19 protein-coding genes and 1 tRNA gene are annotated in these 20,717 nt (G+C 59.3%); 8 read left to right on the top strand and 12 right to left on the bottom strand.

The annotated features are described in order from the left end of the window. Positions 1 to 19 precede the first annotated feature (19 nt). From C3B54_RS00965 to C3B54_RS00990, 6 genes are read right to left on the bottom strand one after another with little or no spacing between them, the layout of a single operon-like run. Positions 20 to 1,765: a serine/threonine-protein kinase gene (locus C3B54_RS00965; protein WP_104912846.1), complete on the bottom strand. Its 1,746-nt coding sequence runs from the start codon at positions 1,763 to 1,765 to the stop codon at positions 20 to 22. Then, positions 1,762 to 3,207 carry a peptidoglycan D,D-transpeptidase FtsI family protein gene (locus tag C3B54_RS00970; protein WP_104912847.1) on the bottom strand — a complete coding sequence of 482 codons (1,446 nt, stop codon included), beginning with the start codon at positions 3,205 to 3,207 and terminating at the stop codon, positions 1,762 to 1,764. Before C3B54_RS00970 ends, C3B54_RS00965 begins: the two co-directional genes overlap by 4 nt. Further along, a complete protein-coding gene (locus C3B54_RS00975; protein WP_245867954.1) occupies positions 3,204 to 4,604 on the bottom strand; it encodes an FtsW/RodA/SpoVE family cell cycle protein in 1,401 nt (466 codons plus the stop codon). The genes C3B54_RS00970 and C3B54_RS00975 overlap by 4 nt, the downstream gene beginning before the upstream one ends. Further along, entirely contained in the window at positions 4,597 to 5,832 is a 1,236-nt protein-coding gene (locus tag C3B54_RS00980; protein WP_104912848.1) for a PP2C family protein-serine/threonine phosphatase, read from the bottom strand. Before C3B54_RS00980 ends, C3B54_RS00975 begins: the two co-directional genes overlap by 8 nt. Before the next feature lie 6 nt (positions 5,833 to 5,838). Next, positions 5,839 to 6,327, bottom strand: a complete 489-nt coding sequence (locus tag C3B54_RS00985; RefSeq protein WP_104912849.1) for an FHA domain-containing protein FhaB/FipA — start codon at positions 6,325 to 6,327, stop codon at positions 5,839 to 5,841. Then, entirely contained in the window at positions 6,324 to 7,049 is a 726-nt protein-coding gene (locus C3B54_RS00990) for an FHA domain-containing protein (RefSeq protein WP_104912850.1), read from the bottom strand. The genes C3B54_RS00985 and C3B54_RS00990 overlap by 4 nt, the downstream gene beginning before the upstream one ends. A gap of 142 nt (positions 7,050 to 7,191) precedes the next feature. Here C3B54_RS00990 and C3B54_RS00995 point away from each other — a divergent pair. Together C3B54_RS00995 and C3B54_RS01000 are read left to right on the top strand one after the other, a co-directional pair. After that, positions 7,192 to 7,275, top strand: a tRNA-Leu gene (locus tag C3B54_RS00995). Positions 7,276 to 7,513: 238 nt separating this feature from the next. After that, positions 7,514 to 8,734 carry a Fic family protein gene (locus C3B54_RS01000; RefSeq protein ID WP_104914176.1) on the top strand — a complete coding sequence of 407 codons (1,221 nt, stop codon included), beginning with the start codon at positions 7,514 to 7,516 and terminating at the stop codon, positions 8,732 to 8,734. Positions 8,735 to 8,737: 3 nt separating this feature from the next. Here the strand turns inward: C3B54_RS01000 and C3B54_RS01005 are convergent, their stop codons facing one another. After that, on the bottom strand, positions 8,738 to 10,363 hold the full coding sequence (locus C3B54_RS01005) for a succinic semialdehyde dehydrogenase (RefSeq protein ID WP_104912851.1): 1,626 nt from the start codon (positions 10,361 to 10,363) through the stop codon (positions 8,738 to 8,740). A 236-nt stretch (positions 10,364 to 10,599) separates the two neighbouring features. On the opposite strand from C3B54_RS01005, the gene C3B54_RS01010 reads away from it, so the two are divergent. Together C3B54_RS01010 and C3B54_RS01015 are read left to right on the top strand one after the other, a co-directional pair. Next, entirely contained in the window at positions 10,600 to 10,830 is a 231-nt protein-coding gene (locus C3B54_RS01010; protein WP_104912852.1) for a heavy-metal-associated domain-containing protein, read from the top strand. Then, the gene (locus C3B54_RS01015) at positions 10,827 to 13,076 is read left to right on the top strand and encodes a heavy metal translocating P-type ATPase (protein ID WP_281256240.1); all 2,250 of its coding nucleotides are present in this window, start codon (positions 10,827 to 10,829) and stop codon (positions 13,074 to 13,076) included. The genes C3B54_RS01010 and C3B54_RS01015 overlap by 4 nt, the downstream gene beginning before the upstream one ends. Here the strand turns inward: C3B54_RS01015 and C3B54_RS01020 are convergent. The 5 genes from C3B54_RS01020 to C3B54_RS01040 are packed head-to-tail and all read right to left on the bottom strand — an operon-like array spanning position 13,024 to position 17,586. Continuing rightward, positions 13,024 to 13,605, bottom strand: coding sequence for a hypothetical protein (locus tag C3B54_RS01020; protein WP_104912853.1), 582 nt, complete (start codon positions 13,603 to 13,605; stop codon positions 13,024 to 13,026). The genes C3B54_RS01015 and C3B54_RS01020 overlap by 53 nt on opposite strands. Before the next feature lie 38 nt (positions 13,606 to 13,643). Further along, complete coding sequence (locus tag C3B54_RS01025; RefSeq protein WP_158665454.1) at positions 13,644 to 14,324, bottom strand: HAD hydrolase-like protein; 681 nt, start codon at positions 14,322 to 14,324, stop codon at positions 13,644 to 13,646. A gap of 35 nt (positions 14,325 to 14,359) precedes the next feature. Continuing rightward, positions 14,360 to 15,055: an endonuclease NucS gene (gene nucS / locus C3B54_RS01030; RefSeq protein WP_104912855.1), complete on the bottom strand. Its 696-nt coding sequence runs from the start codon at positions 15,053 to 15,055 to the stop codon at positions 14,360 to 14,362. A gap of 10 nt (positions 15,056 to 15,065) precedes the next feature. After that, positions 15,066 to 16,241, bottom strand: a complete 1,176-nt coding sequence (locus C3B54_RS01035; RefSeq protein ID WP_158665455.1) for an MFS transporter — start codon at positions 16,239 to 16,241, stop codon at positions 15,066 to 15,068. A gap of 10 nt (positions 16,242 to 16,251) precedes the next feature. Further along, positions 16,252 to 17,586, bottom strand: coding sequence for an MATE family efflux transporter (locus C3B54_RS01040; RefSeq protein WP_245867955.1), 1,335 nt, complete (start codon positions 17,584 to 17,586; stop codon positions 16,252 to 16,254). Between the two features lie 136 nt (positions 17,587 to 17,722). Between C3B54_RS01040 and C3B54_RS01045 the strand changes: the two genes are divergently transcribed. The 4 genes from C3B54_RS01045 (at position 17,723) to C3B54_RS01060 (ending at position 20,714) form a co-directional block, all read left to right on the top strand. Continuing rightward, on the top strand, positions 17,723 to 19,705 hold the full coding sequence (locus C3B54_RS01045; RefSeq protein WP_170006123.1) for a M13 family metallopeptidase: 1,983 nt from the start codon (positions 17,723 to 17,725) through the stop codon (positions 19,703 to 19,705). A gap of 75 nt (positions 19,706 to 19,780) precedes the next feature. Continuing rightward, positions 19,781 to 20,044 (top strand): hypothetical protein, encoded by a 264-nt coding sequence (locus tag C3B54_RS01050; RefSeq protein WP_104912857.1) that lies wholly within the window; start codon positions 19,781 to 19,783, stop codon positions 20,042 to 20,044. Next, the gene (locus C3B54_RS01055; RefSeq protein WP_104912858.1) at positions 20,045 to 20,488 is read left to right on the top strand and encodes a phage holin family protein; all 444 of its coding nucleotides are present in this window, start codon (positions 20,045 to 20,047) and stop codon (positions 20,486 to 20,488) included. Beyond that, positions 20,478 to 20,714: a hypothetical protein gene (locus C3B54_RS01060; protein ID WP_104912859.1), complete on the top strand. Its 237-nt coding sequence runs from the start codon at positions 20,478 to 20,480 to the stop codon at positions 20,712 to 20,714. The genes C3B54_RS01055 and C3B54_RS01060 overlap by 11 nt, the downstream gene beginning before the upstream one ends. The last annotated feature ends 3 nt before the right edge of the window (positions 20,715 to 20,717 follow it).

Raw genomic sequence — 20,717 nt, forward strand, 5'->3', positions numbered from 1 at the left:
GGCCAAGCTGACAGTCTACTTAATCGGTTGTTCCACCATCTGTGTCGGAGCCACCTGAGCCTTCTTCTGGCGCATCCGGATCGGAAATAGTGAGGGTCGCCGCTGAGGACTTCGGGGTGTTGATATCGGAGCAACTCACCACATAACTGGCCGAAAAGTTGCCCGGATCTCCCAGGGTCACTGCGACCGAGGTGACGTTCGCCTCCAATACGCTGTCGTCCTGGTCGACGAGGGTTCCTCGGGTGACTTCGAGACGGTAGCTGGTGACGGGGAACCCGGTGGGACATTGGGCGTATGCGGGCCAGCTCAGGGTGATTTGGTCACCCGGCTCGTAAGGACCTTCGACGGGGTCCACAACGATTTTCGACGGGGCGGGGGGACTGGGAATTTCTGCGTAAAAGTAGACCGCGATGAGGGTGTTTTCGGCGACGGTTCCTGTGGGGTTCACCCGGTAGGCCTGACCGACAGCATCCTTGGATGGCGCAATGTTGCCCGTGATGGCATCAATGCGCAGGTTCAGGCCGGTGAGGATTTCTGTCACCTGAGCCTGTGTTTTACCGATCATTTCAGAGCTGGGCACGCTCACAGTGGTCACTACCGGTTCTGGTTCCACGACCGGTTCCGGTTCTTCTACTTCGGGGGTCACGGGCTCCGGTGTGTCTTCCACCGTAGGTTCCGGCTCTTCGGAAATGACCGCGGGCTGTTCAGGTGGTACCTCAGATTCTGGACCCAATTGGGAATTGATTAAAGCAATCGCGCCAATGACTAACGCAATCACACCGACCCCTCCGGCGACCGCAATGGTCCACACACGCCTAGGGATTCCCTCCTCAACGACCGGAATCGGTTGGGTTGTTGAGGAGCCCGTCCCCGAACCGCCTCCACTGCCACTGGCGGCCCCAGAGCTTGCACCCGGAGCCGGAATGTAGGAAAGGCCCTCTTCGTTGTGCCCACGCTCCATGGCTCGAGCTGCTTTAGCTAATGCTTCTGCCGTCGCGGGGCGCCCTTCGGGTTTCTTCGCAATACACGACATGACAAGCGCACGCACCGCTTCAGGAATGGTTCCCGGTAACTCAGGTGGTGCTTCTTTGATGTGCGCCATTGCGATCGACACTTGAGATTCACCGCGGAAAGGCCGCCTGCCAGAGAGCGCTTCGTAGGCGACAATTCCGAGAGAGTAAATGTCTGTCGATGGCGATGCTGGTTTTCCGCTGGCCTGCTCGGGGGCCAAATACTGCACGGTTCCCATCACCTGCCCGGTAGCAGTGAGAGGGACCTGGTCGGCGACCCGGGCAATACCAAAGTCGGTGATTTTCACGGTGCCATCTGGCGTGATCAACAGGTTGCCCGGTTTGACGTCGCGGTGGACCAACCCGGCCTGGTGGGCTTGGTGCAGGGCTAAGGCTGTTTGGCGCACAATCGACAGCACCCGTTCCGGTGGCAGTACTTTTTCGCGCTCCAGTACGGTCGAGAGGGCTTCACCGGGCACCATCTCCATCACCAGGTAGGCGTTACCTTCTTCTTCGCCGTAGTCGAAGACATTGGCGATGCCTTCATGGTTGACGAGTGCCGCGTGGCGAGCCTCAGCGCGAAAGCGCTCGCGGAAACCCGGATCGCCGAAGTATTCCTCTTTCAAGATTTTGATGGCCACTGTGCGACCGATGACGGTGTCGGTCGCTTTCCAGACTTCACCCATCCCCCCGATGGCGATACGGGAAATCAGTTCGTAGCGGTTGCCGTAGACCTGGCCAGTACTGGGTCTCATCTGTTCACCATCTCTTCAAGTACCGCTTTGGCCACTGGTGCCGCCACGGAGTTACCCGTTCCATCGGCCGCGACCCCTTCGACGACGACCGCCACAGCAATGTCACCCTGGTCGGCAGGGGTGAAGCCGGTAAACCAGAAATAGCGCCCATCGCCAATACCCGTTTCGGCAGTTCCTGTTTTCCCGGCCACATCAACCCCGGGAATGGACGCTTGGTTGGCGACGCCGTCGTCGACTGCGCGAATCAACATTCGCTGCAATTCTCTTGCGGTGCGACCAGAAAGCGGAGTCGAATACACAGAGGGTTCGGTTTCTCGGAGGGCTTCTAAGTCATCAGCCAGCACGGTGTCGACAATGTGGGGCGTCATCAATTCACCCTCATTCGCGATTGCTGCGCTCATCATGGCGACTTGCAGTGGCGTGACTCGAACGTCGTATTGACCAAACGACGACAGCATCAGTTGAGCTTGGTCCATCCCTCGGGGGTAACGAGAGGGGGTGACGGGCATCGGAATTTCGAGTGTCGCTTCGAATCCGAAGTCATCAGCCATAGAGCCGATTGTGCCCTCTCCGAGGGCAAGACCCAGTTCAGCGAACGGAATGTTGCAGGACTGGATCAGGGCCGTTTCGAGGCTCACTTCTTCATCCGGACCACATAGGCGCCCCCCCGAGTTAGTCACAATGCTGTTGGACAGCGGCAACTGAAGCTCTGGGGGGTTAGGAAATTGACTGCCGGAAACAAACGATTGGGATTCCAAGGCCGCCGCAGTGACCAACACTTTAAAAACACTGCCCGGGAAGTATTGGTCGCCGGCGATGGCCTTATTGGCTAACGGTTGATTGCTGTCTGCCTCCAACGCCCGGTAGGCCTCCAGAACATCCGTGGTCGAATGCGACGCTAACTGGTTGGGGTCAAAGGAGGGGGTCGACACCATCGCCAGGATCCGACCGGTGGAAGGTTCGATGGCGACCACGGAACCACTTCGGCCGGCTAACGCGTCAAAGGCGACCTGTTGCAGTTCGTGGTCGAGGCTTAAGACCACCGTGGCACCGGTGGGTGTTGTGCCGGTCACCAACGAGTTCAGCTGATCTAAAAACTGTTGGTTGGACTGACCGGTGAGAAAAGGGTTCAGCTCACTTTCGATACCGGCGTTTCCTTGGGTGAGTGTGTAGTAACCCACGACTGGTGCATACAGCTCCGGGTGGGGGTATTCGCGCAAATAGCGGTACTGGGTGTCGACCGGTGTGGAGCGTGCCACGAGTTCATTTCCCGCGAAAATGGGACCCCGTTCGGCAGAGAAGCTTTCAAAAAGGTTCCGGACGTTTCGGTCATCATTGGTGAGCGCGGGGGCTGCCAATACTTGGACCACTGACGTGGACACGAAAAGCGCGATGAATAACACCACCACGACGCCACCCGTCAGTTTCAGTGAGCGAATCATGAGCCACCCCCGGAGAGTTGGCGATCTCGGGTGGTGGCGTCATCGCTCAGGCGCAAAATCAGCGCCACAATCATCCAGTTGGCGACCAGTGAGGACCCCCCAGCGGCCAGGAACGGGGTGGTGAGGCCGGTAACGGGAATGATTCGCGTGAGCCCGCCAATCACCACAAAAACCTGCAGTGCGATGACAAACGCCAGCCCGGAGGCGAGAAGCCGGCCGAAATCTTCCGTACCCAAATACCCCACACGGAAACCCCGGCTGACCAAAAGCAAATACAGCGCCAAAATGGCGAACACCCCGATGAGCCCCAACTCTTCACCGAGAGCGGCCACAATGTAGTCGCTCTCAGCGAGGGGGACCAGGTCGGGTTGGCCTTGGCCCAACCCTTGGCCGATAAAGCCTCCTTCGGCGAAACCAAAGAGGCCTTGGACCAGTTGGTAGCTCCCCCCAATGGCTTCGTACACGTCTTGGTTAAAGGAATTTAACCAACCAAAAATACGACCTTGGACGTAGCCAATCTGGCTTCCCACAATCGCGGCACCGGCGAGAAAAAGACCCCCACCCAACACAATCCACATAAATCGCTCAGTGGCGATGAACATCATCACGACGAATAATCCGAAGTAGAGCAGCGAGGTGCCCAAGTCGCGTTGGAAAACCAACACCCCCATCGACAGGCCCCAAATCAACACGATGGGGCCAAGGTCTCGAAGGCGGGGCCAGCGCACACCTAAGAACTTCTTCCCCACCACGCGAAGCGAATCCTTTGCCGTAAGGAGGTAGCCCGCGAAGAAAATGGCCAACGCAATCTTTGCCACCTCACCCGGCTGGAACGACACTTGACCAAACTGGACCCACAGCGTGGCGCCGTTCACGGTCCGCCCAATTCCGGGTACTAATGGCAAGGCCAGCAGGGCTACTCCGGCGAGCATTGCCAGGTAGCGGTAGCGCTGGAGCACTCGATGGTTTCTCACCACCAGGAGCACCAACACGACAGCGACAAGCGCCACAGCCGTCCACGCCATCTGCCTAATACCGGCTGCTTGCCAGCCGACAAGACCTTCGGCGATATCGAGCCGGTGGATCATGGTGATCCCTAAACCATTAAGCATTGTCGCAATGGGAACAACAAACGGATCGGCGTCCGGCGCCAACCAGCGCACCGCAAGGTGAACCAACAGCACCAGCCCAGCAAGTCCACCGACGTAGCTCAGAACACGAAGATCAAGTCCGCCTTGAGCGCCAAATTGCACCAGCGACATCGCAACAGCGCTCAACCCCAGTGCAAAGACAAGAAGGAGCAGTTCAAGGTTGCGAAGCCGCTTGGGCACCCGCACCTTCAACACCACGCGCCCGGTGACGGGCGCGAGGGGAGGGAGCGAAGCCTGGTTAGTCACGGGTCAGCCTCTCGACAATGTCTCGGGCTTCTTCCAAATTGTCTGCCGGCAGGGTGTCTCTGACGCTGTCTTGGATAAACAGGGGGAGCTCGTCGACGACGATGCCGGTGTCTTCAAACGGACTCGAGAGGCTGAAAGGCCCCACGTTTTGTTGGACACCCTGATAGATGACGACGACGCCGTCATCTTCTCCCACGAAGAATTTCGTCTGGGTCCACTGGTAGCTGGCAACGACGCCCCAGGCAATGGCGCCGATCACGAGCACCACCCCAATGGACCACACAATCCGGCGGCGCCGGAGGCGCTGACGGTCCTCTTCGATGAGTTCTTCGAGGTAGCCCTCTTCGGGCTCGAAATGCTCATCCGCAATGGGTTGTGCCCGCAAGGGGTGGAGCAGTAATGCCGGAAGCCGCTGAACCCGGGTCACAGGGCCGGTTTCGTAGGTGAGTGGTTCGGATGCGGACCCAACAATCTGAGGTTCTGCCGGAGGGGAGTGTTCGAAGCCTTCCTCTACGTGGGCGATGACAACCGTGACATTGTCGGGTGCGCCTTCGGCCAAACTGGCGAGGATTAGTTTGTCGACGGCTTCTCGAGGGTCGTCGATACTGAGGAGAATTTCGGCCATCTCCCGCTCAGAGACGTAACCGCTGAGGCCGTCGGAGCACAGTAACCAGCGATCGCCGGGCGCAGTGTCCACAATGTGGGTGTCGATTTCAGGGTCGACATCGACGTCACCCAGCACCCTCATCAGAACGCTGCGCCTGGGGTGGACGGCGGCTTCTTCAGGAGTAATGCGACCCGTGTCGACCAAGCGTTGAACGAAAGTGTGGTCGGCAGTGATTTGCTCCAGGGTGCCATCGCGTAGGCGGTAAATCCGTGAATCGCCGATGTGGGCAATCACCATCTGATGGCCCACACGCACCATGGCACTCACGGTGGTTCCCATCCCGGTGAGTTCTGGGTGCTCAGCGACGGCTTGGGTGAGTTTGGCGCCGGCATCCAAAATTCCCCGGTAGAGCTCTTCGCGGGCATCGTCGGTATTTTCAAATGCCTGGTCAATACCCACCAGGTGTTTCACCGCAATGGCGCTGGCGACATCACCTCCGGCATGGCCGCCCATCCCGTCGGCGACCACGAAGAGATGGTTTCCTACTGACCCAGAATCTTGGTTGCTGGCGCGCACCTTGCCAATGTGGGACGAGGCGGCGCTGAGAACGGGAGTGACCACCGGGCGTTACCGTCGCAGCTCGAAGGTGGTTTCGCCCACCTGAATGGGGGTGTCTAAGGGAATAGGGGTTGGGATGCTGACACGTTTTCCGGCCAGTAACGTCCCGTTGGTGGAGTCAAGATCCTGAACCATCCACTGTTCGTTCCACAGCATCAAGCGAGCGTGATGGGTTGAGGTGAAGTCATCCCGAATGACGAGGCTTGATTCGGCAGAGCGACCAATCGTGAACTGTTCTTCTTTATCGAGAGGAATTTCGAGCCCCTCTTTCGGGCCCGAGGTGACCACCAAACTGGTGGCAATGCCACTGGGTGTGGTGGGAGTGGGTTGTGTTTCTGGCTGACTGTCTTGGCGAACGCGTTGCGGCCCACTTTGATCGTTGCGCCGCATGGGTGGGCCGAAAAGGTCTGTTCGTAGCGCGTAGACGATGGCGAAAATGAACGCCCACAGTAAGCCGAGGAAGGCCAGTTGAAGGACAAAGAGTGTCAATTGACTCACGGTGCATCCTCCGACTGAGGGCCCCGCCCGGACTCTACGAGGCCTTGATATTCCTTCTGAAGCTGGGGAACCACTGCCACCACAATACGCGCCTGACCGACACCGAGAATGCATCGGTCAGGAAGGGGGTGGTGAGTCACCGTCACACCGTCGATTTCGGTGCCATTGGTGGAGCCCAAATCCACTACTTCGGCATCTTTCCCGTTCCACCGAATTTCGCAGTGGTGGCGTGACACACCACGAGCTTCCAGGGCAATATCGACGTCGCTTCCCCGTCCGAGCAGGGTTTTCCTCTTCACCAGCGGGTATCTGGTTCCGTCCACATCGAGTACCGGAATCCAGACCAGGGGCCCTTTGGTCACGACAGCGCTCGCGCCCACCATTCCTTCACCGAGGGCCCGGTCGATTCGTAGCGAAACCCGCGGGCTGGCGGTGGCGTAATAACCCTGGTGTTGTTGGTGGCTGCCGAGTTCATTGGCCAGTTCGTCGCGTAGCGATGCTCCGAGTGCGTCAAGGCGCTCGTAGTCAGCCTCTGAGAGGGAGACGAAATAGTCGCGGGGCACGAGCATCCGTTGAGGGTTAACGATCACCGCTTGAGAGTCCATTTCCCGTTTTAGCGCCGACGCGATTTCTAACGGGTGCACCCCACTTTTAAACGTTTTCGCAAAAGCGCCCCCCACAGCGCGCTCGACCGAGCGTTCAAAGCTGTCGAGAAAACCCATGATTCCTCCGGAGGCGGTTGTGTGCCCTCGATGGTAGCCGGCGAAGGAGGCCAATTTGTGGGAGTAAGCCCTGCTGGGGGCCCGGTGTGCCACCGTCGCCCTGTGCTACTCTCAGCCTGTCAACCACGGCGGTTGATCTCACGCGCGAGTGGCGGAATTGGCAGACGCGCTGGCTTCAGGTGCCAGTGCCCGCAAGGGCGTGGGGGTTCAAGTCCCCCCTCGCGCACAAGAGAAATGATCCTTCGGGATTCGAATCCCGGCCCCAGCGGGCTTGGTCGCCATGTGGGCGGAATGGTTGCGTCCACTTCCACTGCACGAATCTGCTCGATTGAGCGTTGCTGGATACTCAGAGGCGTTGCCCTGTGTGGGGATCAATGCCCTATCCGACTAAGTGAGAGCCCGAACGAGGTATCTCACCTTTAGCACCACTAAAGGTGAGATAGTGTGAGTGGGGGGTGATGGTCATGGCGTCTTTCGTTGAACGCGTCTGGCAACCTGAGCGAACCCATGGGCTGAGCAGAAAAGACCGCTTGCCTGGTCGCTACCAGGCGTATGTTCCGGATGAATTGGGCACCCATCTTCCGACGTTAAGCCCCGAGGCACAACAGGCGGCCGAGGAAGCCCTGGTGGTCCTCGTCCGCGCGGATGAGCGAATTGGCCGGCGTGGTGCCGACTTAAACCATTTGTTGATTCGGTCCGAATCCATCTCGTCGTCGTGGATCGAAGGAAATCGAGTAAGCCCGAAGCGCCTTGCGATTGCTGAACTACTCAACGAAGGAACACGCCAGGCTCTCGACGTCGTCGCTACCGTTCACGCCACGGAAAATGCCATTGCGGACCTAGCTGATCCGACCCGTCCGATTACCACCGAGGACCTAATCGACCTTCAGCACATCATCGAACCACGCCTTCCACGAGGATTGAGAACCGAGCAAAACTGGGTGGGTGGTTCGGGTTGGTCACCGCTGAGAGCAGATTTCATTCCGCCGCCGGAGACAGAAGTGGCGCGGTTAGTGGAAGACCTGGCTCACTTCATCACGGAAACCGAAGGCAATCCCGCGGTCAGGGCAGCCATTGCGCACGCACAGTGCGAAACGATTCACCCCTTTATTGACGGCAACGGGCGCACCGGTCGCGCCATCATCCACACCATTCTTCGTCGGGCCGACGCAGTGAGAAACAGCCCCATCCCTATCAGCACGGTGTTTGCCTCTCACACAGCGAACTACCTTGCGGGCCTTAGTAGCTACCGCGAGCAGCCTCCCGCTCTTGATGACTGGGTGATTGCGTTTTCGGGTGCGGTTGAGGCAGCGGCGCGATACGCGATTGAACTTGCCGAAGATATTGAGTTACTTGACGCGGAGATCTTTGAGCGACTGGTCGCGTTTCGCAACCATCGAGGAACGCGTCCCGCCATACCCCGAAGCGACGCCGCCGTGCGCCGGATTCTTCACACCCTCGCCTCCCACCCCGTTGTGACGGTCGGTTCAGTAAGTTCCCGACTCGCCATCTCTGAACAAGCCGCCCACCGGGCGCTTACGGAGTTGGCCGAGCTGGGGGTACTCAGACGAACAAAAAATCAACGGGGACGTCTTATTTGTTGGACTGCCGATGAGTACCTGGAGCTGGTGGCTTTTCCACAGCGCAATCGAGACGGCGAGCGTTCAGGAAACAGCCCCAGCTAATCATCAGGGGAGGTGCCGAAGCAGCCGAAGGCCTCGGATCATCAACTGAGCGAAATCCTTGTTACCCATTGTGTCCGGACGGTCGATGGTGATCAGGCGCTGGGTGGACACTGTGCGGGATTCGGTGAAGCGGGTAATGCCTTCCCGGCCGTGTCGACGCCCAAGCCCCGAGCGTTTAAAGCCCCCCATGGGGGCATCGTGAGAGGTCCAGGTCGCGGTAAACCCTTCGTTAATGTTCACGCTTCCGGCCTCAATCTGGTGGGCGATGGGAGTTGCCCGGGACACGGAGCCCCACACGCTGGCGTTTAAGCCGTAGTCGGAATCGTTTGCCCTCATCACGGCTTCTGCGTCTGAATCCACCGGGTAGAGGGCAATGACGGGGCCAAAAGTTTCTTCTCTGCACAACGCCATCGACTCATCAACACCGGTGAGCAGGGTGGGCTCGAACACGTAAGGACCAATGTCTGGTCGGTGTGCGCCCCCCACGTGAACGGTGGCACCGCGTGCCACTGCGTCCTGAACGTGAGCGCCGACGCGCTCCAGTTGTTGCTTCGACACCAGCGAACCGATGTCGAACTCGTAATCCAGACCGACACCGAGAGTGAGGTGCTTAATCGTGTCGACAGCTTTGTCGAGAAAATCATCGAACACGTCGCGGTGGACATAGATCCGCTCAATACTCATACACAACTGACCTGCGTTAGAAAACGCCGACTGGACAATGCTTTTGGCTGCGCGGTCGAGCGGCGCATCGGGCAGGACAATCATCGGGTTTTTGCCACCCAGTTCCACACTGCAGCCGATGAGCCTTTTTGCGCATTCCGTTGCCACATGGGTCCCGGTCGCTGTCGAACCGGTGAAGGCCACATAGTCAGATTCGGTAATCAACGCTTCGCCGATCTCGGCAGGGTTTCCGGTGACGGCGAGGAAAAGATCCCGCGGTAGTCCTGCTTCCACCAACAGCTCCATGCCCCACAGTGCACTGAGAGTGGTCTGGGTGTCGGGCTTAATCACCACGGCATTTCCTGCCAACAGCGCGGCAATCGCGTCAGAAATGGGAATAGTGAGCGGGTAATTCCAAGGCGTAATCATCCCCACTAAGCCTTTGGGCACTGACTGCTCAACGGTGTGAGTCAGGATCGGAAACCCCGCTTTTCGCCGGTGTGGTCCCAGGTGCCGCTTCGCATTCTTCGCGTAATACAACGCCGTCATCGCGACATCGGCGACTTCTTCCATTGCGTTGCGCCTAGCCTTACCCGTCTCCATGCCGATAATGTCCGCGATGTCCTCTGCGCGGTCCAGAATCAGCGTGTGTAGGCGCCGGGCGGCCCGGGTGCGCTCATGCAGGGGACGTGTTGCCCAACCACGCTGAGCGGCACGCGCCCTCGCGGCAGCCTCCCGCACATCAGCGGGAGTCGATTGGGGCAGAGACAACCACACGTCACCGGTGACTGGCGAGACGACATCAATGGTGTCGTCAGAGACGCTGCCATTGCCAGAGCACACCAAAGACGATTGAACAGCCTCCAGCACTGCCGAACCGTCTGCGATCTTGAACGTAGTACTGGTTGTTGGTGCAGGAGACGATCCTGTCTCTTGGCTGCTGGTGGGGGTAACTGTCGATGACATGACCCCATGCTGGAGCCATTTGCTGAGAGGGCAATGAACAAGCCGTCACATACGCATTGATGAAATGCTCAGAGCACTCTTCATCTCCCCATTCGTGATTATTTCCGTACCCGCATGCCACTGCGGGGAATACTGTGGTTGAGGTAACTGTTAACAACTAAGAGTCCACGCGTGTACGTCTCAGTGCAGCTCACCGCACAGGTATCACCACCCTTGAGGGATTTAAGGAGAACAGCATGAGCACCCTTGTTGTCGAAGTATCAGGAATGACCTGTGACCACTGCGTGGGCAGTGTTTCCGGTGCATTAGGGGCGCTTGAGGGTGTCGAATCTGTAGACGTTGACTTGGATCCGAAAGGTCGCTCGACAGTCACCGTCAGCCACGGTGGGGGGGACCTCTTGGCAGACGTCGCCCAGGCTGTCGCCGCCGAGGGCTACACCCTTGAGGCGGTCACGGAGAACTCGTGAGTCTCACTACCCCAGACTCCAGCCATTCCATCCAGCTCGACATTGAGGGCATGACCTGCGCGTCGTGCGCGCAACGGGTAGAAAAAGGTCTCAACACCGTCCCCGGTGTGACCGCAACGGTGAACTACGCCACCGAGAAAGCCACCATTTGGGCTGCTGAACCTGATGTGTCGGCCCTGGTTGAACAGGTCGAAAAATCCGGCTACAAGGCCCGAGCTCACAGTGCGGACAGTCCGCCAAAGCCCGACAGGGTCGCCGCACTTCGCCGGCGGGTCTTGATCTCTTCGATATTTACCCTCCCGGTCGTGGTCTTGAGCATGGTGCCCCTCGTGCAATTTCCCGGCTGGCAATGGGTGGTGTTGGCGCTTGCCCTGCCGGTGGCGACCTGGGGGGCATGGCCTTTCCACCGCTCTGCGTGGGTGAACGCGAAACACGGTCAGGCGACTATGGACACCTTGGTGTCCATTGGTGTCCTGGCGGCAACGCTGTGGTCTCTCTACGCGCTGATTTTGGGGGGTGCGGGAGAAATTGGCATGACGATGTCGATGCACCTTTTCGCCCCGCCAGACCAAATCGGAAACGAAATCTATTTGGAAGTGGCTGCTGCAGTCACCACGTTCATCTTGTTGGGCCGTTATTTGGAAACCAGGGCCAAAAGGGATGCCGGTAAAGCATTAGCGTCCCTGTTGGAAGCGGGAGTGGCAGAAGCCAGAGTCATCCGGGAGATACCCGGCCCTGAGGGCACCATCGACATTGAGACGGTTGTCCCGATCGATCAGCTGTTGGTGGGCTCTCGTTGCGTCGTCCGCCCCGGCGATCGGATTCCCACCGACGGCATTGTGCTGGAGGGTTCGTCAGCTGTCGACCAGTCATTAGTGACCGGCGAATCTGTTCCCGTGGAGGTTCAGCCTGGAACGAGTGTCATCGGCGGAACCATCAACTCTCACGGCCGCTTGGTGGTTGAAGCCAGCCGGGTGGGGGCGGATACACACCTTGCACGGATGGCCACCATTGTGGAGCGGGCCCAAAACGGTAAAGCTCGCGCCCAGCGCCTGGCCGATCAAATCTCCGGGGTGTTCGTCCCCATTGTCATCGTCTTATCCATCCTCACGCTCATTGGGTGGCTAATCTTTGGCCCTTCCGCCGAGTGGGCCTTTCGGGCCTCTGTAGCGACACTGATTATTGCCTGCCCGTGTGCCCTGGGGCTTGCCACACCCACAGCGTTACTTGCGGGAACAGGCCGCGGGGCGGAGCTGGGTATTTTGCTCTCGGGCCCCGAAGCCCTAGAGGCCAGTCGACACGTCGACACCGTGGTGTTGGATAAAACCGGAACCCTCACCACAGGGTCAATGAGTGTCAGCCACAGCGTGGTTGACACTGAGCACGAGGACGAGTTTTGGTCCTATCTGGTGAGTCTCGAATCGACCTCCAGTCACCCCATTGCGCAAGCCTTAGTCGCCCACGCCGAGCACGTCAGGTCCTACCCGGTGGAGGGCGCCAGTGCTGATGCCGGCTTCGGTGTTCAGGGCACCATCGAGGGAAGAAGCGTTCGGGTCGGCCGGTCAACGTGGTTATCCGAGGGGCAACTGAGCGTACCCCAGCATCTCACTGACGCGTTTAATGACCAGCGCCTCGACGCCTACACCGCGGTGTGGCTCGCCGTTGACGGTGAACTATGGGGAGGGGTTTACCTCTCCGATGAGCCCAAACCACAGGCTGCGGCCACCATCGCCGCCCTGCACGCCAGAAACCTGCAGGTGGTGTTACTCACCGGAGATAGCCAAGGACCGGCAGAACATGTCGCCGGACAATTAGGAATTGATCGCGTCATCGCGGGGGTGAGCCCTGAGGGCAAAGTTGACGCGGTGAGTGCCCTGCAAGATGAAGGACACCGTGTGGCCATGGTGGGTGACGGCATTAACGACGCCCCCGCGCTCGCGACAGCCAACGTGGGTATTGCCTTGGGTAGTGGCACTGACCAGGCCATGTCGGCCGGTGACATCACCATTACTCGCGGTGACATCGAACAGGTGCCCACCGCCCTCGCACTGGCGAGTAAAACGTTAGGGACCATTCGGGGCAACCTGTTTTGGGCCTTCGCCTACAACGTGGTGGCCATTCCACTCGCTGTTGGTGGTGTGTTGAATCCTCTTATCGCGGGTGCCGCGATGGCGTTTTCGTCGGTGTTCGTGGTCACGAACTCTCTTCGTTTGCGGAGGTTTCGCGCCACCACTGCCGGTGCATAGCCGCTTCAAATTCGGGGCGCGATTGTTCGTCTGGACTGTTTTGCCGGTGGCGGTCGTAGGCGCGGTCGTAAAACTCTTGGCGCCTCTGATCGGACCACTTACGCACGCGGTCCATCGGGTCGTTTCCCACCCAGTGGGTGCTTTTGCGCAGGGTCCTCACAATTCCTGACACCCCCACAATGAGGGCGACAAGGGCAAGCCCGCCGGGGATGAAGGCGGTCGGAAACCCGAGGGCGAAAGGTGACACGGTGAGCGTGAACAGTCCGGTCGCTCCCAGGGCAAACCACCAGCCCAGTTCCCGACTGGGCGGAGGTGCGTGGTAGCGGAAGAAGGTGTACCAAGAAGATCCGTTTTCCTCCCACCAGGGCCAGTTATGGGGGATTGCGGGTGCGTCTGGGTAGGGCTGCCAATCAGCTGGGGGAATAAAGCCTTGGTGCAGTGAGATCCACTTGGGAGCGGGGGTTCGCCACCCCTCGGGCACAATAAACCGCAGGGGCAGGTCGTCCAGGTTGTCCCAGTTGGGCTGCATGGCCCGATGTTAGCCCTCGGGTCTGAGGTGAGGCGCGCTTAGCGGACTGTGTGTTCAAACTGTGCCGGTAAACCCAGCAGTTGACGCAGTTGTCGGGGCGTCGCAATTTTGTGGTGGGCTTTTTCCCATTCCTCGGGTGTTCCATATCCCCACTGCACGATGGCGGTATCCAGACCGTGAGTTCGTGCCCCCTCAACGTCGTGAATACGGTCCCCGACCATCAGCATGGATTCGGTGGGGAGACCTTTTTCTCGAAGACCGGCCAGTGCATCCTCAATCACTTCGTGTTTGGCACCGCGGCTTTCATCGTCTGCCGCGGTGGCAATGACATCGAAAAACCGAACAAGGGTGAAGTGCTCCAGCATTAACACTGCGGGAGTCCACGGTTTTGACGTGGCGAGGGCTAAATGGTGACCCCGTTCCTTCAAGTCGCGAAGGAGTGCCCCTGTTCCGTCAAACAGTTTCGAATCGTAAGCGCCAACGTTCAGATACTGTTCGCGGTAAATCGAAATGGCTTCGTCGACCCCTTGTGGGTCAAGCCCTGCCAGGCGGGCAAAAGACTGGGGTAGCGGAGGTCCGACCCAGTGCAAAAGCTCCGACATGGGTGGGACGGGCAGCCCCATGGTGCGAAGAGTGTGAGCAATCGACTGGGTGATACCCGGTGCACTGTCGACAAGGGTGCCATCCAGGTCTAACAGGATTGTTTTGTAGTCGCTCACCCCAGGAGCGTACCCACTGGATGCGGGAGTGCCCGTTAGAACAGGCGGTTTTCTGGGATGTCGCTGTGTTGAAGGGCTTGATAGTCCAACACCACACAGTCAATATTGCGGTCTTTGGCGAGGGTTCTCGCTTGCGGGCTGATTTCTTGTGCGGCAAACACGGCCCTGACGGGTCGCAGATGGGGGTCTCTTTGGAGGAGCTCTCGATACCTGGTCAGCTGCTCCACACCGTCAATGTCGCCACGCCGTTTGATTTCGATGGCGACCGTTCCGCCTTCGGGAGCTCGCGCGAGCACATCGACGGGTCCGATGGCGGTGGGGAATTCTCGCCGTACCAGTTCCAGCCCTTCGCCGATCACCTCAAGTTGATCGGCGACGAGGCGTTGCAGGTCGGCTTCGACACCCTGTTTGACCAGACCCGGATCATCACCCAAATCGTGTTCCACTTCGGTGTGGATGGAGTGAATGCTGAGAATCAGCATGTCCGCGGTTTTTTGGTGAGTGACCCGCCACACTTCGCTCACCCCGTCAGCAACCTGATCAGCATCAGGTGTGATCACGCTGACATCACACGGTGGAGCCATCCAATTCAACGGCTTATAGCTTCCCCCGTCAGAGTGGATCAACACACTGCCGTCTTTCTTGGCAATGATGAGCCTTGTGGCCAGTGGAAGGTGGGCGTTTAGTCGACCGGCGTAGTTCACGCTACAGGTGGCGACAAGCACTCTCACCCACCCGAGTTTAGGCCTTTGGCTTCCTCGTTGCCGGTGTCGCTAGTAGGCCCAACGCAATCACGGCCGCAACCACCCACAGCGCGGTGAGAATACCGGTGAACTCGGCGAGGCCACCGATGAGTGGCGGGCCAACCAAGAACGCGCCGTAAGCAATGGTGGCAACGGCACTCACGCGGGCTGCCCCACGCTCTGGGTCATCAGCGGCAGCGGACATTGCGACGGGGAAACCCAACGCACTTCCCAAACCCCAGGCAATCACGGCGAAGACACCGACCACGGGGTTGTCGACCACGATGATGGTCGCTAAACCGATGAGTGCCGCGAGGGCGCTGCCCACCAAAATGGGCACTCGACCAAACCGGTCAATGAGGGGAACCCCCAAGAACCGACCCAGGGTCATTGACCCGGTGAAGAGGACAAACCACAGCGCACCTTCGGCGTTCGTGTAACCGCGGTCATCGACCATCGCTAAGGCCAACCAGTCGTTAGCCGAGCCTTCAGCGAAAGCCATACTGAGGGCAACAATTCCGATCAGTACGGTGCGACCCTCCGCCCACACCGAAAGCCTGCTCTTCACGCCCGATGCTCCAGGGGCAGTGGAGGTAGCGTTTGAGCCGCCTTGCGTGCCACCCATTAAGTGCACGCTGTAGACCACGGGTCCAATGAGGACAAGGGCAATCACCACAAAGTGAAACTCGACCCCAATCCCCAGCGAGCTCGCCACGGCGGCAAGACCACCACCGAGTGCGGTCCCCAAAGAAAACAGGGCGTGGAACCACGGCATGATGGTGCGCTCCAAGTCCCGTTCCACCTCGGCGCCCTCAACATTCATCGCCACGTCGGTGATACTCGTTCCGACGCCGAAGACAAACATGGCCGCCATCGCGATGAGCAACGACGGCCAGAGGGCGCTCAATGCCCCCACCCCGCCGACAGCAATCAGAGCAAGTGTCGCAAACAACGCGATTGTTCGCGTGCTTCCCAGGGCGGCGATGATGTGTGACGACAGAGCTAAGCCGCTTAGTGCACCGACAGCGCCTCCCAGCAAAAACAATCCCACCTCAGCGGTGGTGACTTGGAGGTTGTCGCGCAGTCCAGGGAGCCTGGCCATCCAGGTGGCAAAAGCCAGACCATTGATGGCGAAAATCCAGTAGACGCCGAGGCGTCGCCGTCGAAGGGACATGCTGAGTGGGTTAGGAGTGCGCACCGATCACCATCCAACGATCGCCTCGTACGCGAAGCCCCAGGGTGAGCGCCCGCGCGCCCAAGTAACCAAGACCCACACTCGCCTGCAAAAGCGCCAAACCCACCCAGGTGGGGCCGACAGTTTCGGACACGTAGAGGGTCATGAAAAACAATGGAATAACCACGAGGACGTTCAATACTCCCGTCAGGGCAAGGTAGCGTCCATCTCCCGCGCCCATCAACACCCCGTCGAGTACGAAGACGTACCCACCCAAAGGCATCGCGAGTGCGAGAGTAAGCAGAGTGGGAATTAGCAGCGCCCGCACGGCGGTGTCCGACGTGACAATGAGTGGGAGCACGGGAGCGCTCGTGGCCAACACCACACCCAAACCGGCTCCACCCCACAGTCCCCACCACACTGTTCTAGAGACCACTTGTCTGGTCGAGACGGGGTCTCCTGCTCCCAATTGGTGGCCGACGAGAGCCTGCGAGGCGATCGCGAGAGAGTCGAGGGCTAACGCAATCAACGTGAACACCGTGAAGGCCACATGCCAGGCGGCCAACTGGTCTGTGCCCAGTTGGGTGGCGACGAGAGTGGCGCCAACGAATGCCACCCGGAGGCTGATGGTGCGGATAAAAAGCCAGCCGCCTAACTGGGCGGCACGAGCAATTCCGGCGCTGCCTGGTCGAAGCCCCGCCCCCACGCTTCGAGCCCGTGAGATGACGACCCCTGACAGCCACAGCGCCATCATCCACTGCGCAAGCACTGTCCCCCAGGCGGAGCCGACCAACCCCAAATCCAAGCCGTAAATGAGTACTGCGTTAAGCAGGGCATTGAGGCTGAAACCGACCAGCGCGACAACCAGTGGGGTGCGGGTGTCTTGGAGCCCACGGAGCACACCGGTTGCCGCCAGCACGATCAACATGCCGGGCAGACCCCACCACGAAATCGTGAGGTAGTCGGTCGCGCCTTCGCTGACTGTGACTTCAGCACCAAACCACGACACGAGGGTGGATCCAAGAAAGATGCCGAGTGTGCCCACGGTGACGCCGAGAAAAATCGCAAGCCACACTCCGTCGACCCCGGCAGCGAGTGCCCCGCGCTCGTCACCAGCCCCCAACCGTCTCGCGACGAAAGGTGTGGTGGCGTAGGCGAGAAAAATGAGCAAACCGACCAGGGTTTGCAAAATGATTCCTGCAAGCCCCAACGATGCGAGCGCTTCGCCACCGAGGTGTCCGACCATCGCGGTGTCGGTGAGGAGAAAAAGTGGCTCGGCAATGAGTGCCCCGAGGGCAGGCCACGCCAGGGTAAAAATTCGCCGGTCGAGCGGAGTTGTGCGCACCGACCTACGCTACCCGGACTCTCTATTCACAGTGAGAACGTGGCCGCCCAAATCATCTTTCGAAGAATTCACTGGTCGTGTGATGGGGGGCTTCTAGTCCAGGGCCTGTCAAGGCTTCCGACGTAGGCTGTGGGGGGTGAGCACACAGTCTTCTTTTACGGTGTCCCCCGCCAGTGGTCTCGAGCTTTCAGGGTTACACCCCGAAATCGCTCCTGACGTGGATTTGTTTCGACACGTCAATGAATTGTGGTTGGACGCCCACCCCATTCCTGCCGATAAGTCCATGTACGGTGCGTTTAGCATCCTGGCGGAGCGGGCCGAGCGTAACGTTCGAGCGATTATCGAAAAGGCTCAGACTGCCCCGGAGGGCACGCTGGAGCGCGCTGTAGGTGATGCCTATACGAGTTTTATGGACGAGGAAGCCGTTGAGGCTAGGGGCCACCAGCCGGTGCACGAACGCCTGAAAGCCATCGATGCTGCCAGGGGCAACAAGGACGCCCTGATTCAGGTGATGGCCCAACATGAACGCCGTGGTGTTGCGGGCTTGTGGCAGATGTTTATTGACAACGACCCGGGTAATCCCGAGCGCTACATCGCCTTTGTCGAACAGGGCGGCATTACGTTGCCCGATGAGTCCTATTACCGGGAAGAACAGTTTGGGCCGCTGAGAGAAGCGTTTGTTCGACACCTTGAATCGGTGGCAACCATTCTGGGTCTGCCCGAGCCGGCTCAGTTCGCACAGCGCGTGATGGATGTCGAAACCCGGATTGCCGAAACCCACTGGGATCAGGTTCGCTGTCGGGATGCGGTGGCGACCTACAACTTGACCAGCCTGGCTTCGTGGCGTGAGATGACGACAGGATTTGATGTGGATGCCTGGTTACTCACGCTGGGTGTCGACGCCACAGCGGTCGATGAGGTGGTCATCCGGCAGCCCTCTGCTGTGGCTTCGTGGCCGGAGCTGTGGAATGACTTGGACGCTGAAGCGTTAGCGGACTGGATGTCGTGGCAAGTGATTCGGTCGTTGTCTGGCTACCTCAGCTCGGATCTCGTTGAGGCCCATTTTGATTTCTTTGGCCGAACGCTCAGTGGAACTCCGGAGCTTCGTGCGCGTTGGAAGCGCGGTGTGGGGTTTGTCGAATCGGTGTTGGGTGAAGCCGTCGGCAAGCTGTACGTGGAAGAGCATTTCCCACCCGACGCAAAAGCTCAGATGGATGAACTGGTGGGTTACCTGATGGAGGCGTACCGCCAGAGCATCCAGGGCTTGGAGTGGATGTCTGATGCGACGAAAGCACGCGCATTAGAAAAACTGGAAACGTTCAACCCGAAGGTGGGATACCCCAAGAAGTGGCGTGACTATTCGGGGCTGAGCATCAGGGCTGATGACCTTATTGGCAACCTTGAGGCGAGTGCCGAATTTGAGTTCCAGCGGGAGCTCGGCAAGCTGGGTCGCCCCTTGGATCGGGACGAATGGTTCATGACGCCGCAAACGGTCAATGCGTATTACAACCCGGGCTTTAACGAAATCGTTTTTCCCGCAGCGATCCTGCAGTATCCATTTTTTGACCCCGAGCGGGACGCTGCAGCGAACTATGGTGCCATCGGTGCAGTGATTGGCCATGAGATCGGCCATGGTTTTGATGATCAGGGTTCGCGCTTTGACGGTGACGGGCGCCTTGCTGACTGGTGGACACCGGAAGACCGTGAGCGATTTGAATCGCTCACAAAGAGTCTGGTCGAGCAGTACTCCGCGCTGGAACCCAGACAGTTGCCGGGGCTTCGGGTCAACGGTGAGCTGACGCTCGGGGAAAACATTGGCGACTTGGGCGGTTTGGGTATCGCCTGGAAGGCTTACCTTCTGTCTTTGGGTGGTGAGGCTCCACCTGTCGTGGATGGTGTCACTGCGGCCCGGCGCTTCTTCATCGCCTGGGCGCAGTCCTGGAGACTTTCGGCACGTGACGAAGAAGCCAAACGGTTGTTGCAGATTGACCCGCATTCGCCGGCTGAGTTTCGGTGCAATCAGATTGTGCGTAACCTCGATGAGTTTTACGAGGCATTTGATGTGGGGCCGGAGAGCCCACTGTGGTTGGAGCCCGAAAAGCGCGTCACCATCTGGTGAAGCCATGCTTTTCGCGTTAGCCTGGGGCCAGACGGTATTTATGCCGTCTGGGGAATACATATAAGGAGTGGTGTCGTGAAATCAAAAGTGATGTTCCTCGTGGGACTCGGCCTTGGCTATGTCCTGGGCACCCGCGCAGGTAGAGAACGCTACGAACAGCTGAGGGCGAGTGCCGAGCGACTCTGGACGAATCCCAGCGTGCAGACCCAAGTTCAGCGCGCGGAAGATTATGTTCGGGGAGCCGCACCGGAGGTCGTCGAGCGGGTTGAGACCACCACCCGCAAACTTGCCGACCAGGTGCGTGAGCGTCGCTCGAAGAAAACTGACACGGGAAACTAAATGACACACAACCAGCAGGAACCCTCTCGGGAATCGAAGCGCTCCGTTTTCGCGTTGATTACCGAGCTGCCGCATCTGCTGGGGCAGCTGATCCGGGCTGAGCTCGATCTACTCAAAGCCGAGCTCCTCCACAAACTCAAAGGCACCGGCATCGGCTTGGGCCTCATTGCGGTAGCCATTTCGTTGATTAGCGTGGTGCTCACCCTCCTGGCTGTGGCCGGCATCCTCGCCTTGAGCCTTGTGGTCCCAGCCTGGGCGGCGGTACTGATTGTTGCGGGTCTCGTACTCCTGCTGGCACTGGTCATGTTGGGAATCGGAGCTGCCCTCCTGTCGGGGACGAAAGCCCCGGTACCAGAGAGAACGCTTGCAAGCGTCCGGGAAGATATCGCGAGAATCCGGGGCGATCGCGCCGCAAAATCCGAGAGGACTTCCAGTGGCGCTTGAGCAGGAACTTCGCAGGGCGGAGCGATCCAGAGACCAGGTCGGCGACTACCTCGACGAGCTCGAACAACGCTTTGCGCCGGGCAACCTGGCGAAGGTGGGCGCGGCGTTAGCTCGGGCGTCAGCTCGGCGCCACCCCGTTGCCTGGGCCATCGGCGCAGCAATCGGCGTGACCGCCATCGCGGGCATAGTCACCTGGGCCTTAATCAGCAGCGACAACGACGAATAAACC

Source organism: Pontimonas salivibrio (assembly GCF_002950575.1).
Lineage (GTDB): Bacteria > Actinomycetota > Actinomycetes > Actinomycetales > Microbacteriaceae > Pontimonas > Pontimonas salivibrio.